At 56.8% G+C, this 12,837-nt stretch carries 14 protein-coding genes; 10 read left to right on the top strand and 4 right to left on the bottom strand.

Annotated features, from left to right (window positions below):
- The first annotated feature begins 70 nt into the window (after positions 1-70).
- The 4 genes from I6I72_RS02670 to I6I72_RS02655 all read left to right on the top strand — a co-directional run bounded on the left by I6I72_RS02670 (position 71) and on the right by I6I72_RS02655 (position 4,019).
- Positions 71-1,435 (top strand): HAMP domain-containing sensor histidine kinase, encoded by a 1,365-nt coding sequence (locus tag I6I72_RS02670; RefSeq protein ID WP_201807417.1) that lies wholly within the window; start codon positions 71-73, stop codon positions 1,433-1,435.
- Between the two features lie 134 nt (positions 1,436-1,569).
- On the top strand, positions 1,570-3,087 hold the full coding sequence (locus I6I72_RS02665) for a S1C family serine protease (RefSeq protein WP_049062804.1): 1,518 nt from the start codon (positions 1,570-1,572) through the stop codon (positions 3,085-3,087).
- 99 nt (positions 3,088-3,186) lie between these two features.
- Positions 3,187-3,777: a MogA/MoaB family molybdenum cofactor biosynthesis protein gene (locus tag I6I72_RS02660; RefSeq protein WP_049062837.1), complete on the top strand. Its 591-nt coding sequence runs from the start codon at positions 3,187-3,189 to the stop codon at positions 3,775-3,777.
- Positions 3,778-3,797: 20 nt separating this feature from the next.
- Positions 3,798-4,019 carry a hypothetical protein gene (locus I6I72_RS02655; protein ID WP_034657194.1) on the top strand — a complete coding sequence of 74 codons (222 nt, stop codon included), beginning with the start codon at positions 3,798-3,800 and terminating at the stop codon, positions 4,017-4,019.
- Between the two features lie 199 nt (positions 4,020-4,218).
- Here the strand turns inward: I6I72_RS02655 and mscL are convergent, their stop codons facing one another.
- From mscL to I6I72_RS02640, 3 genes are all read right to left on the bottom strand, one after another.
- The gene (gene mscL, locus I6I72_RS02650) at positions 4,219-4,683 is read right to left on the bottom strand and encodes a large-conductance mechanosensitive channel protein MscL (protein ID WP_049062805.1); all 465 of its coding nucleotides are present in this window, start codon (positions 4,681-4,683) and stop codon (positions 4,219-4,221) included.
- A 167-nt stretch (positions 4,684-4,850) separates the two neighbouring features.
- Positions 4,851-5,531 (bottom strand): SAF domain-containing protein, encoded by a 681-nt coding sequence (locus tag I6I72_RS02645; protein ID WP_049062806.1) that lies wholly within the window; start codon positions 5,529-5,531, stop codon positions 4,851-4,853.
- A 121-nt stretch (positions 5,532-5,652) separates the two neighbouring features.
- Positions 5,653-6,225, bottom strand: coding sequence for a 5-formyltetrahydrofolate cyclo-ligase (locus tag I6I72_RS02640; protein ID WP_049147546.1), 573 nt, complete (start codon positions 6,223-6,225; stop codon positions 5,653-5,655).
- 67 nt (positions 6,226-6,292) lie between these two features.
- Between I6I72_RS02640 and I6I72_RS02635 the strand changes: the two genes are divergently transcribed.
- From I6I72_RS02635 to sepX, 4 genes are all read left to right on the top strand, one after another.
- Positions 6,293-7,219, top strand: a complete 927-nt coding sequence (locus I6I72_RS02635) for a UTP--glucose-1-phosphate uridylyltransferase (protein WP_046646361.1) — start codon at positions 6,293-6,295, stop codon at positions 7,217-7,219.
- A 37-nt stretch (positions 7,220-7,256) separates the two neighbouring features.
- Positions 7,257-8,546 (top strand): molybdotransferase-like divisome protein Glp, encoded by a 1,290-nt coding sequence (gene glp / locus I6I72_RS02630; RefSeq protein ID WP_046646362.1) that lies wholly within the window; start codon positions 7,257-7,259, stop codon positions 8,544-8,546.
- Positions 8,547-8,548: 2 nt separating this feature from the next.
- Positions 8,549-9,259, top strand: a complete 711-nt coding sequence (locus I6I72_RS02625; RefSeq protein ID WP_049152315.1) for a GNAT family N-acetyltransferase — start codon at positions 8,549-8,551, stop codon at positions 9,257-9,259.
- 158 nt (positions 9,260-9,417) lie between these two features.
- Positions 9,418-10,758: a divisome protein SepX/GlpR gene (gene sepX, locus I6I72_RS02620; protein WP_049062812.1), complete on the top strand. Its 1,341-nt coding sequence runs from the start codon at positions 9,418-9,420 to the stop codon at positions 10,756-10,758.
- On the opposite strand, the gene I6I72_RS02615 is transcribed toward sepX, so the two are convergent.
- A complete protein-coding gene (locus tag I6I72_RS02615) occupies positions 10,759-11,397 on the bottom strand; it encodes a DNA-3-methyladenine glycosylase I (RefSeq protein WP_070420053.1) in 639 nt (212 codons plus the stop codon).
- A 241-nt stretch (positions 11,398-11,638) separates the two neighbouring features.
- On the opposite strand from I6I72_RS02615, the gene I6I72_RS02610 reads away from it, so the two are divergent.
- Both I6I72_RS02610 and I6I72_RS02605 read left to right on the top strand, forming a co-directional pair.
- Positions 11,639-12,052, top strand: a complete 414-nt coding sequence (locus tag I6I72_RS02610) for a DoxX family protein (RefSeq protein ID WP_034657234.1) — start codon at positions 11,639-11,641, stop codon at positions 12,050-12,052.
- On the top strand, positions 12,039-12,734 hold the full coding sequence (locus I6I72_RS02605; RefSeq protein ID WP_005530125.1) for a zf-HC2 domain-containing protein: 696 nt from the start codon (positions 12,039-12,041) through the stop codon (positions 12,732-12,734). The genes I6I72_RS02610 and I6I72_RS02605 overlap by 14 nt, the downstream gene beginning before the upstream one ends.
- Positions 12,735-12,837 lie beyond the last annotated feature (103 nt).

Below are 12,837 nucleotides of genomic sequence, written 5' to 3'. Positions count from 1 at the left end.
CCTTAAGGTCATGAAAGGTGATGACGCGCCGGCACAGGTTGTGCCCACGCCACCTATACAATGACCGAAAATGATTGACGGTACCACCTACCCGGAAACCCGGTACCAACTACGCGGATTACCGGTACCAACTACGACGAACCGGCACCCGCGCTTCATCGAGACAATTGATCAAGAAATTGCACAATTCAAGCTATACAACCCCTCAACGCGAGTTGCAGTTTCGTCTCCATCTCGGAGTTCTACCTACGGTGACGCGATTCCTGTTGGCGGCGAGTTCCGCAAAATTGATGATCACACCGAATCTTCCGTTCGGACCGTTGGCGGCGAACGCATCTTGGCCATCCGCCACGACTTGGACTCAACTGTTGTCCTAGCTCGCGATCTTGCGGAGACTAAAGAGCTGATCTCTGCAATCGGTTCGATGTTGTTGGTGATCGTTGCACTGGGTTTTCTGTTGGCTATCTTTGCCGGCATGGTGGCCTCAAAGACCGGTATGCAGCCTATCTCTCGTCTCAAGCGTGCGGTGGACTACGTTACGCAGACCAACGACCTACGGCCAATTGAGGTCGTGAACAACGACGAGATGGCGCAGCTTACCGTCTCCTTTAACCAGATGCTGGAAGCACTCCAGCAGTCGCGTGTTCAACAGAGACAGTTCGTCACTGATGCTGGTCACGAGCTGAAGACTCCGCTTACGTCGATGCGTACGAATATTGAGCTGCTCCTGATGATGAACAAGTCCGGCGGCGGATGCGGCATCAGCGAAAAAGATCGACGTGATCTTGAAGATGACGTGATGTCGCAGATGTCGGAGCTTTCTGCCCTCATCGGTGATCTTGTGGATTTGGCCCGTGGGGACGCCAATGAGAAAGCGCCGGAGCCGGTCGCTCTGATGGAAGTGCTGGAATCTTCGCTTGCGCGCGCTAGACGACGCCGCCCTGACGTGAAGTTCCGTGTCCGGTTTATCCCGTGGGTGTTGGAGGGGGACCCGTTTGCTCTTGGTCGTGCGACCTTGAACCTGATGGACAATGCCGCAAAGTGGTCGCCGGCCACCGGAACTGTGCGCGTATCCATGCAGCAGATCAGTGAGCATGAAGTCCGTTTGCGCGTGGATGACTCAGGTCCTGGTATCCCGCCAGAGGAGCGAGAAAAGGTCTTCGAGCGCTTCTATCGTTCAGCCGAAGCTCGCTCTATGCCCGGCTCAGGTCTTGGTTTGGCCATTGTGAAGTCCGTGATCGAGCGACACGAGGGTGCCATTGAAATCAAGGAGTCCAGCGATGGCGGTACCCGCATGGAGGTAACTCTTCCGGGCTACCGAGGAGAGGGGGACCCCTTTGTTGACAGCTTGTCTGAGCCTGACTTCGCGCAGGAGGAATCTTCACCTTCGGATCGCGGCACCATCTTCGCTGAACGGTGGTTCAATCAGGGCTAATATTCTGGATGGCTTTTGCGTGCATTTCGGCCCAGCCGTGCAGGTCACGATATGCAGGATTCTTTCAGGAATTCTTAGTAGCCTTACAGAGTTGATACAGATGTACTCCAGCACGGTACGGCACAATTCTGGATATGAACATGAGGAACTCGAACATGAATGGGCCTGAGGGCCAGGGGCAGCGCGGCGAACAGCTGGGCAATGACTACTTTTCTAATTCGGCTGGATGGAACCAGCCGCGCAATCAGCAAGGTGGTAGCCCGTCTCCGAACAATCACCCGCCGAGCAATCACCCATCAGGCATGCAGTCGCAAGGCGGGAGTGCAGCCAATGGTGCTGGTGGCGGCACTGCCTGGAATACCGCGCAGGCTCCGCAAGGCAGCCAAGGCAATGGCAGTCAGATGTATGGAAACCAAGGTCGAGGAGCATCGCCGTACCGCAGCGGATTTGGAAACCCGGGCGCAAACCAAGCACAGAGTCCAGCTCAAGGATTCTACAACCAAGGCATGTCGGCGGGGGAGACTGACAACGGTGTGACTCTGATTGGCGAGCAACGCCCACCGAAGGAGAAGAAAAAGGTGGGGCTCGGTACCGCGATGGCGTTGATGCTCGCTGGCGCCGTTGCCGTTGGCAGCATCACTGGCATTGCGCTGGGTGGAAGCAATAAAAATGACACCAGCACTGTGAACGAGGTCCTCAAAAATGCGCCAGTGGCAAACAGCACCGGCGAGGAGCCCGCAAAGGGCTCGGTCGAGGCGGTAGCCGCTAAGGTTCTTCCAGCTGTTGTCTCGATTGAGGCCTATGGGCAAAGCGGTGCCGCAGAGGGATCGGGTTCGATCATCTCCCCTGACGGCTACGTGTTGACCAACCACCACGTTGTGGCTGGGGCTGAAAACGGCGGCCAGCTGCGCGTCACGATGAATGACGGCAGCAAGCACGCCGCAGAAGTTGTTGCCTCGGACGCCAATACGGACGTAGCAATCGTTAAGATCGCTGATGTCTCAGGTCTTCCATACCTTGAGTTCGGGGACTCCGATGCCGTGGCTGTGGGCCAGGAAGTCGTGGCCGTGGGTTCCCCGCTGGGCCTTAACGCAACGGTGACCTCCGGCATTGTTTCCGCGAAGAACCGTCCGGTTCGCGCCTCCCAAGGAGGCGGGGAGAGCTCGCTTGTCGACGCCATCCAAACTGACGCTGCGGTCAATCCCGGCAACTCCGGTGGCCCACTCGTGGACATTAATGGCAATTTGGTGGGAATGAATTCCATGATTGCCTCCTTGTCCAATTCTGGCTCGAGTGAGGCTGGATCTATTGGCTTGGGGTTCGCTATCCCGTCGAACTTTGCCAAGCGCATGGCTGAGCAACTTATCAACAACGGTTCTGTAAAGCACCCAACGCTGGGTGTGAAGGTCGATGCGCGAGACAGTGGTAACGGTGCTCGCATCGTGGAAGTCGAGCCAGATAGCCCAGCTGAGAAAGCGGGGCTGAAAGCGGGTGATCTTGTGACCCGTGTCAATGATCGCCTAATCGATAACTCGGATTCCCTCATCGCAGCAGCTCGTTCGCAGGACTTTGGCGCCAAGGTCACTCTTGAGGTCAGCGGCGAAGACGGCAAAGATCCCCGACAGGTAGAGGTAACCCTGTCAGGGGAGTAAGTTATCTAACAACTACAGAACATATTTCAGACGTATTCCAAGAAGACGCCTTGATATATCGGCCCTATTTAAGGAGCAGCTTTGGCACACGATGCTGATATCGAGACCAACACTGGCGCCATTGAAGTCCCGGAATCCACTGGAGCGCTTTTGGACGTCGCTGAGCCAGATGATGCATTCCTCTTCGCGAGCGAGCAAGAGCAAGGCCTCAATGCTCCTCGCCGCGCACTGGTTGTGATTGTTACTGATCATCCTGAGCGGCACGCTGAGGGAACCTCGCGTTTGGTCGGGGAGTTGTTGGCGGAAGCTGAGTTTCAGGTTGATGGCTCAATCATTGTCCGCTCGAAGAAGTCCAAGATTCGGCAGGTTATAGAGACAGCCGTTGTTGGTGGCGTCGATTTGGTCCTTACGATTGGCGGCACAGGCGTTGGGCCACGTGACAAGACCCCTGACGCTACGCGTTCGGTGCTCGACCAAATGGTTCCTGGAATCGCTCAGGCGCTTCGTTCCTCTGGTCAAGCTTGTGGCGCTGTAGACGCGTGTACCTCTCGTGGTATCTCTGGCGTTTCGGGGTCCACGGTCATCGTGAACCTTGCGTCTTCTCGCGCGGCAGTGCGTGACGGCATGGCTACTCTTGCGCCGTTGGTCCACCACCTTATTGATCAGCTGCAGAAATATAGCGTTCAATAAGCGGCGAGGAGCTGATTAAAATGGTTCAACCCGGCAAGCGTCGCCGCGTGGTTCGCCGTGCTGAGAGCAACTATGACCGCACAGCAGATCGTCCGGACTTTGTCTCCGCGTTTGATGAAACTGGGGATGAGCGCGGCTCGGACGCCACACGCGAGGTAACTCTGGACGAGGAACAGCCGGCTGAACAGCCACACAATGAGCAGTTCTATCGTGAACAGATTCCTCCGCACTATGGGGCATAGGTGAAGTCTCCAAGCCGACCCCTTGGGTTAAACGATCAATCCTTGACGGACAGGTCTACAAGGACAAGGCAAGATTGAGACCCGAGAGCACGTTCAAAGAAGAAGATGAAAAAGGGGCTCCGCGTCCTCCCATGACGGAAGGTGCGGAGCCCCTTGGTGGTTTAGAAGAAACCACAGCGGCAATTAATTCCTCGCGGAATTAAGCCTGGTGACGGCCAGGGGAGTCTGGGTCAACGGTGGTGTCGCCAGCTACGGAGTTCGGGGAAGTTGCAACCTTTTGCGCCTCCATGAGGTCGCGAATCTCGGTAAGCAGCTGCTCTGTGGTCGGAGCCGGCTCTTCTGGGTCAACGCCCTGGCGGCGCTTTGCTGCTTCAGTGATCTTGTTGATCGGCATAACGATTAAGAAGTAAACAACAGCGGCGATGATGAGGAAGTTGATTGCCGCGGTGAGGACTGCACCGAAGTCCATGAAGGTGGACTCGTTGTCGGTGATCTGGAAACCAAGACCGGAGTAGTCTGCAGAACCGAAGGAGTTGATCAACGGCTGGATAAGGCTGTCGGTTACAGCGGTAACGATAGCGGTGAATGCGCTACCGATGATGACTGCGACAGCCAGCTCGATGACGTTGCCGCGGAGGATGAAGTCTTTAAAGCCCTTCAGCATGTGTTGGTGTTCCTTTCCTAAAAACACTTTGTGGCCCCGCCCCTGTAAGACACTGTGGAAGTTCCTGAGCCAAGTGTTTGTGTTTATTATCAGCAGGGCTAGCGCGGACTAACCTTAGTGATTTTTAGTGGATATGTCAACATCTATTTGTGAGCGCTGTGGCTTTTTCATCCAGTGGCACGCTGCCCAACGATGACTACCGTGAGAGGTTGGCTCAGTGAGGCGGAAGCAACTGCGTCAGCCTGGCTGGCTGGGAGTGCGAGTAAAAGGGTAGAGGCATCCTCGCCATCGCGCGAGCTAGTGGTAGCAACAACCCGGCCACCAGCGGCGATGACGCTTCCAGCGGGGGATGTGGTGCCGATTAAATCGGAATTGGAGTTTCCGGCGATGACGTTTACTGTGTCTCCATGATGGAGATGCGGAAGGATATCCGGTTCTGCGAGTTTGAGCGGAATCATGTGGGATTTCTCTCCGGAAGTATTTAGCGTGGAATTGTTCACTAAGTTGTCTACAAGCTCTGGGCTCAGCAGCCTGGCGTCGGTGACGAGTTCGCCGCTTGCAGCCGCTGCAACGACTACTCTGCCCTCCAACTTTTCGAGGTCCGTGTCAACCGCAGAATCGGGCAGGATGTGGGATGGCACTGGAGCTAACGTGAGGTCCTCTGCTTGTAGGGCGCTGCCTGCCGGCACGTCTCGGGCAAAGACTACCGCCTGCGGAAGCTCGCGACGAGCATGAAGGGCGCTGAGGCCCGCACCGATAATGAGGACGGCAGCGAGTACGCGACGAACGAGCAGTGATCGTCGATGCCCAGGGGTACGAATTGAGCGAAGGATCGTTTTAGCTTCCATGTGGTTTTAGACTCCGTTGGGGCCCTGGAGGTTCCCAATCGCCCAAACTGCCTCCAAACATGGCAGGAATAAGCCAAGGTGGGGCAGGGGTAAGAAGCTAAGAAAACAAGAAGTTAAGAAGCTATAGCCACTGGAAATCCCGTTCGGTGAGAATGCCATCGACTGGGCGGTCATGGTCTTCGCGGGGGAGCTTGCGGATCTCCGAGGAGTGAACGACCGCTATGACGGGCGGGCGGCCAGTGGGGAGGGGAGTAAGCGCTCGATCATAGTACCCGGCTCCTTTTCCTAGGCGGTAGCCTTCAGTATCCACGGCCATTGCAGGGGCAAATATGAGGTCAACGCCAGCGAGGATGGAACTGGTGGAACGCTTGCCTTTTGGTTCGGCAATACCTAAGGCGCCGGGCTGCATGGACTCTGGACCGGAATAAAGCGCCCAATAAAGGTGCCCGTCATCGCCAGAAATGGGCAGGTAAAGGTGTTTGCACGCCGCCGCGAGGGTTTCCACAAATGCGCTGCCGCCGGGTTCAGAACCCAAAGGGTTGTATGCCGCGATGTTCATCGAGGGGGTGAGCAAGGCGGCAGCACCATGGCACCATGCGGCGTCGGCATCAGCTTTTTCCTCGGGAGTACGGGCACGGCGCACAGCGAGCAGCTCTGCGCGAAGGGCGTCTTTTTGTGTAGCTATCTCACTCATAGAGCAAATAGTAATTGCTGGTGTATCGCTGCACGAAAGAAAATGCTCTGCCTGTAAGCTCAAACTTATGGCTAATAACAACGAGGGCTCCCTTCATGGGATCAAGACAGTTGTAGTGCCGGCTGCGGGCCTGGGTACTCGCTTTTTGCCAGCGACCAAGACTGTCCCGAAAGAATTGCTCCCCGTAGTGGACACACCAGGTATCGAGCTCATCGCGGAAGAAGCGGCGGCGGTTGGTGCTCTGCGTCTTGCGGTGATTACCGCCCCGAATAAGCAGGAAGTGATGCGTCACTTCGATGCCTTCCCAGAGTTGGTGGAAACGCTCGACGCACGCGGTAAAGATGAGCAGGTGGCAAAGGTGCAGCGTGCCGGCCAGCTAATTCATCCGATTTCTGTACCGCAGGAAAAGCCGTTGGGGCTCGGCCATGCAGTGGGCTTGGCTGAATCGGTGCTAGATGATGACGAAGAATGCTTCGCAGTCATGCTTCCTGATGACATCGTTCTCCCAGCAACCGTCATGGAAGAGATGGCACGCGTGCGCGCCGCCGTAGGCGGCTCCGTGCTATGTGCATTTGAGGTCGACCGCGAAGAGACCTACAACTACGGAGTCTTCGACGTTGAGGACACCAATGTGCCCGGCGTCAAGAAGGTTGTCGGAATGGTGGAGAAACCTGAACCTGAGGATGCTCCCTCTAATCTCGTAGCTACTGGCCGCTACCTTCTCGACCGCAAGATCTTCGATGCCCTGCGCCGCATTAAGCCAGGCAAGGGTGGGGAGCTGCAGCTGACCGATGCAATCGAGCTGCTCATCCAGGAAGGCCACCCGGTTCACGTTGTTGTTCACCGCGGTAAGCGCCATGACCTGGGTAACCCAGGTGGATACATTCCTGCCAACGTGGACTTCGGCCTACACCATGAGAAGTATGGCCCGGCTTTGTACAAGGCAATCAAGCAAATCATTGCCGAGTATGAGGCGGAAAAGGGTATCAACTAGCCTAAGGCAGTAGGCAGAGAAGGGAAGGCGGCAGTCCATGCGTTCGGTAGATGACCAGCTTGCTTTGATTACTGATGCGGCGGTGACACCGGAACCAGTGCGTATTGCAATTGCAAACTCACTGGGGTTGATGTGTGCCGAGGAAGTGCAAGCTAATCAGCCGCTTCCCGGGTTCCCTCAGGCGGCTATTGATGGTTATGCAGTGCGTGCCGTCGACGTTGGAGGCGAGCGCGCTCTGAGGGCACGACGTTCCTCGGAGGAGGACGTGGAAGAAGAGGAGTCCGCTGCAGAAGTGGAGCGCTCTATTCCTGTGGTCGGTGAGGTCCCCGCGGGCTCTCGCCAGCCACTGCGCCTGCAACCTAAGCAAGCAGTGCGGGTCTATACGGGCGCGCCATTGCCCACGCTTGCCGACGCCGTTCTTCCCCTTGAATGGACTGACCGCGGAAGAAAACGCGTAACCGCGCACCGGCCAGTTCGCTCTGGTGACTTCGTACGTCGAGTTGGCGACGATATTCAGCCGGGTGACGTTGCGGTCTCGGCGGGAACCATCCTTGGCCCAGCACAGATTGGGCTCCTTGCTGCGGTGGGGCGCTCAAAGGTCTTGGTTTATCCGCGACCTCGCGTAACTATCTTGTCTTTCGGTAAGGAATTAGTGGATATTGACCGCGAGCCGGGCTTGGGTCAAGTCTTTGACGTTAACTCTTATTCCTTGGCAGCTGCTGCGAAAGAAGCAGGCGCCGATGTACACCGCGTAGGAATTGCGGAGGGAGAGCCACGCCGCATCCGTGAGGCACTGGAAACCCATATTGGCCGCAGTGAGGTTCTCGTGATTTCCGGTGCCGTCGGCGGTGCCGGCTCCCAAACTGTGCGTGAAGTCCTCAACGAACTGGGAGATATTGATACTTCTCGTGTGGCCATCCATCCCGGTTCGGTCCAGGGGTTCGGCCTATTGGGCGAGGAGCGTATCCCGACGTTCCTCCTTCCCTCGAATCCAGTCTCAGCACTTGTCATCTTTGAAGTGTTTGTGCGCCCATTGATTCGTTTGTCTCTGGGGAAACGCAATGCAAACCGTCGTGTGGTGCGGGCGCGAGCTCTCAATCACATGGAGTCCCGCCCGGGCCGTCGTGGGTTTATTCGTGCGCGCTTGATGCGCGACGCAGAAACCGCTGATTACCTGGTTGAGGGCTTGGGCGGTGCGTCTGGTGCACCTGCCCACCTGTTGGCTGGTTTGTCCGAAGCTAATGCGATGATCCGAATTCCGGAAGAAGCCACGGAGATTCGTCCTGGTGATGTGGTCGACGTTTTGTTCCTCACACAGCGAAGCTAAACATGCTTGATCCTTTTGGTACTGCGGCGGCTCGGCTGCGCAGGCCCTCGAGCGGCCCGCCTGATCCTGAACACCCAGGGTGGCCCGAGTCCACTTCATACGTGAAGTTGCACCCCTCTGCTGCCTTGGAGGAAGGCGCTCGTCTGCGACTGCGTCCATTGATGCGCAAAGATGGGGAAGCGTGGCGCATTCAACGTATCGCCGATGAGGAACACCTGCGCCCGGTCGAACCGACGATGCCAGCATCGTGGGCCGATGCGCATTCACACAGTGCATGGCGCAACCATCTCATGTTCTTACGCGAATCTGCGCGCTCGGGTTCCGTGTTGCCTTTGATTATTGAGCTAGACGGGGATTTCGTAGGACAGGTGACTTTAGGGAACATTCAGCACGGGAGTATTGGAGAGTGCTGGATTGGATACTGGGTTCATTCGGCAGTCCATCATGCGGGTGTTGCTACTGCGGCGTGTGCCTTGGGCGTGGATCACGCTTTTCGGCGCGTCGGAATGCATCGCGTGACAGCCACGTACTTGCCGGATAATCCAGCCTCCGGGAAGGTGCTGAAGGCGTGCGGCTTTCGTGAGGAAGGGTATCTACGGAGAAATCTGCACATCAATGGTGCATGGCGTGATCATCATTTAGTGGCCTTGAATCGGGAAGACTTCTCCACCACGGCGGTCGACCGTCTGCGCAGTGCTGGACGCATCGTTTAGCTGTACGCGTTGTTTGAGCGCCCTAGTGGGGGTGTAATTCGCCACTGTTTTCACACAAGTCACAACATTGTAATTTAACTGGTTTGGATACCTCTACTGGTGGCGAAAAGCGCTAACGTTGGGAGAAACTCTGCACCCTACGGAAGGTCACCTCTACCGTGTCCATTGCTGTGCCCATCATCGGCATCATTGTGGTCTGGGCCTTCGTCTTGGCTCCGTGGTTGCTGCGATCGCAGCGCCCAATGAGCCGCACCGGCGAGGCCTTTGACGATACCCGCGTCTTGTTCGAAGGCGATTCTGGAAATGTTGCTGCCCGCCGCCGTCCCCGCTTAGGCAAGCGCGACGTGCGTTTGAGCGAGGCAGACGATGAGGATTTCGAGGTCATCGATGCTGCGGACATCTCCGTGGTTGATGACAAAGAAACGGAAGCAGTAACCATCGCCGGGGCTGCCGCAAAGGCCAAGGCACATCCGCGTCAACCAGGTGCACAGCTTGGTGACAAAGCTGAAGCTGCGCAGTCCGCACTGAGCGAGGAAGCTGAGCACACCCCTGAGACGATCGAAGGTGAGCTGGTCGAGGATGACAACGAAGTCACGATCGTTGGGTCCGCAGAGACTAAGGATGAGCCTTCGAACCAATCTGAGCTAGCTCAAAATTCTGACAACCACGAAAGCGGAAGCAAAGGTGGTGCAGCGGCTGAGGATGCCGACGACGTGGAAGAGGACGACCTGCTCATCGAGGATGAAACCAAGGCTGGAGAAGACTCTGACGTAGAGGTGGCAGAGGACGTCCAAGCTGAGGAAGCAGAGGTCTTCAGCGCACCTGCCGTAGCAGACGTAGCGGAGGATGCCTACGAAATTGATTCCACTTACACCTCCCCGGTGGACTTGATGTACCCAGGTGCGGTGGACAGCGCTGAGCAGGTAAGCCAAATCCCGCATGCTATTGAAGCGGAGGAAGAGCAGGAATCTGAACTCGCTGAGGACACAGATCTCTCGGCAGACGAGGTTGCTTTTGCACAGCGCCGACTAGGTCGCGGCGGCTGGGATCCAGTAGCTGAAAAGGCTGCTTCTGCCAACCGTTACCAGCGTCGTCAGCGTACGTTGATTGGTTTGGCAGTCGCCGTCGTATTCACCGTTGCTTTAGGCATTGTTTTCGGCGGTTGGACCTGGACCTTTGCGGCCCTCGCGGGCCTGTCTAGCATCGTCTACTTGGTAGCGCTTCGGACCCAGGTGCGTCAGGAACAAGCTCTGCTGCAGCGCCGTGTCTACCATCTGCGCCGCGCTCGTTTGGGTGTGCGTAACGCTGAGGATGAAGCCTTAGCAATCCCCCGCAATTTGCGCCGTCCGGGCGCTGTAGTGCTGGAAATTGATGACGACAGCCCGGATTTTGACCACCTGCCCGTGCATTTTGACGATGACGAGTTTGACGGATTCGATGGACCCCACGCCACCAATCGCCAGCGCCGTGACGACTTGGCATCGCGCCGCGTGAGTTAGTTAAACCACGTCATCCCACACGCCGGAGGTACCGCGGCGGTGGGAACCGATGAGATGGGCATCGAACATACCGATTGCTTCCATCAGCGCGTGGCAGGTCACAGGTCCAACAAAAGTGAAACCCTCCTTCTTTAAGGCCTTGGAAAGTTCCTTGGCCTTTTCACTAGTTTTAGGGATGTCTTCCATGAACCGGGGATAGAGATTCTCCTCGGGCATGAAGCTCCAGATGAATTCACTCAGGCCACCCTTTTCGCGGAGTTTGATGGTGGCGTTGGCGTTGTTGATGGCAGCCTCGATCTTGCGGCGGTTGCGGATGATTTTGGGATTATTGAGCAACCTCTCCACTTCTGCTGGGCCAAAAGCTGCGACAGCATCAGGATTAAAGCCTGCAAATGCGATGCGGAAGTCATCTCGCTTACGCAATACCGTGGCCCAAGAGAGACCCGACTGGAAGCCTTCTAGGGTCAAACGCTCAAATAGTCCGGCTTCATCGCGGACAGGCATTCCCCATTCCGTGTCGTAATATTCGCGCAGTAGTGCAGACGTTGTGGCCCATGGTGGGCGCCCCACTCCTTCAGAATCAAACACAAGGCCGGTCTTGCCCGTTGTGTTACCTGGTTCGGAGGCTGGATTGGGCATCGATGGTGCCGCAGAAAAGTCGATAAATTGGGTGGGTGACTGGGCTGTGGCTTCTTCATCGCGCGCAAAAGGGTTGGTCATGGGCGCCAGGTTACTATCAATGATTGTGCTTTCATCGGTGTGAATATCTGATTTGTAAGTCATGATCTATTGGACTGCGCGAGTGGCTGAAAGGTTCCATTGCTTGCCAACCTGCGGTTGATTCGTCAGTACCCAGGGGTCCCAGGGTAGTGTAATGCTCATGAATAGACCTGCTGTACGCGATGCCGCGCTGCTTATTCTGCGCGCAGTTCTAGGTCTCGTTTTCGTAGCCCACGGCGTAGACAAAATGTTTTTCGCTGGGATAGACGAAACCACGGGTCAGTTCTCTGCGATGGGTATCCCACAACCACATGTTTCGGCCTACATTGCCGCCATCGGCGAGATGGTTGGCGGCTCGTTGCTGGTGGTGGGGCTTCTAACCACGTTCGTCGCCGGTGCGCTGGCATTATTCATGGCTTGCGCGCTTTACTTTGTGCATCTTGGCAATGGAATTTTTGCGGCCGACGGCGGCTTTGAGTACCCGGCGGTACTTATCGTTTCCCTGTTAATGGTCGTGGTCTTCGGTTCTGGTCGCGCGAGCTTGGATGGGGTGTTGAGCCGTGTTGACGCATGAGCAAGTCCAAGCCGCGATTTCCGCGCAGCTTGACGGGGAGCCGGCGCAGTTGCCTGCCGACGTCGTCGATGCCCACGTTGAGAGTTGCGCCCAATGCCGTGCCTTTCGTGACAAGGCCGCCGCGCTGTCTCGCTCTTTGAGCTTCGTGGAATCGGCAGAAGGAATGGCACCGCCGCAGGACCTCTCCGAAGTCATCATTGCGGGTGTTGAGTCCGAATGGAATAGGGCATCGAGCGCGCGCCAAACCGCGTTGACTGTTGCCCGCGTTGGCCTTGTCTCACTCGGATTGGTATTCGCCGTATGGGCGATTGTCGTAGTCGCGAGTGCCTCGGGATTGGCTGTAATAGGGGATGAAGGGACGCTTTCGCTTTCCGCCGATCCAGAACGTGCCCGCTTGCTTATCGAAGGCGCAGCGCTACGTTTCGGCCTAGCAATCGGTCTGCTCTTCGCGGCTTGGCGCCCAGCCTCGATCCCGGGGACCCTGCCGGTCGTGGCTACCATGTTTGCGTTCCTTTTCGGTTTTACCATGCGGGACATTGCCCTAGGAACGACCGTGATGAGCCAAGTCTATATTCTCCTCGCTACCGGCCTGAGCACACTGGCTTTGATCTGGGCTTGGGCAGCAGATAAGGGTTACGTGCTACGAGACTTCTGGCGCTCGCTGGGCGCTGATCCGCATTAGCCCACCGTCCCCCTCGCACTAGCGCGTAAAGGGAGCGCCTGCGGCGTCGTCAAGCGCTGCGCACGATGCCTCGATGAACGTGGTTGTGTACAGCAGGATCCAA

The sequence above is a fragment of the Corynebacterium striatum genome (genome assembly GCF_016728105.1).
GTDB classification, from domain to species: domain Bacteria; phylum Actinomycetota; class Actinomycetes; order Mycobacteriales; family Mycobacteriaceae; genus Corynebacterium; species Corynebacterium striatum.
This window is presented reverse-complemented; position numbering and strand designations above follow the sequence as displayed.

Coding starts and splice junctions, on each gene's coding strand:
- I6I72_RS02640 (WP_049147546.1), bottom strand. CDS start 6,225: ATGAGTGAGATAGCTACACAAAAAGACGCCCTTCGCGCAGAGCTGCTC.
- mscL (WP_049062805.1), bottom strand. CDS start 4,683: ATGCTGAAGGGCTTTAAAGACTTCATCCTCCGCGGCAACGTCATCGAG.
- I6I72_RS02625 (WP_049152315.1), top strand. CDS start 8,549: ATGCTTGATCCTTTTGGTACTGCGGCGGCTCGGCTGCGCAGGCCCTCG.
- I6I72_RS02665 (WP_049062804.1), top strand. CDS start 1,570: ATGAACATGAGGAACTCGAACATGAATGGGCCTGAGGGCCAGGGGCAG.
- I6I72_RS02615 (WP_070420053.1), bottom strand. CDS start 11,397: ATGCCCAATCCAGCCTCCGAACCAGGTAACACAACGGGCAAGACCGGC.
- I6I72_RS02655 (WP_034657194.1), top strand. CDS start 3,798: ATGGTTCAACCCGGCAAGCGTCGCCGCGTGGTTCGCCGTGCTGAGAGC.
- I6I72_RS02645 (WP_049062806.1), bottom strand. CDS start 5,531: ATGGAAGCTAAAACGATCCTTCGCTCAATTCGTACCCCTGGGCATCGA.
- I6I72_RS02670 (WP_201807417.1), top strand. CDS start 71: ATGATTGACGGTACCACCTACCCGGAAACCCGGTACCAACTACGCGGA.
- I6I72_RS02610 (WP_034657234.1), top strand. CDS start 11,639: ATGAATAGACCTGCTGTACGCGATGCCGCGCTGCTTATTCTGCGCGCA.
- I6I72_RS02635 (WP_046646361.1), top strand. CDS start 6,293: ATGGCTAATAACAACGAGGGCTCCCTTCATGGGATCAAGACAGTTGTA.
- glp (WP_046646362.1), top strand. CDS start 7,257: ATGCGTTCGGTAGATGACCAGCTTGCTTTGATTACTGATGCGGCGGTG.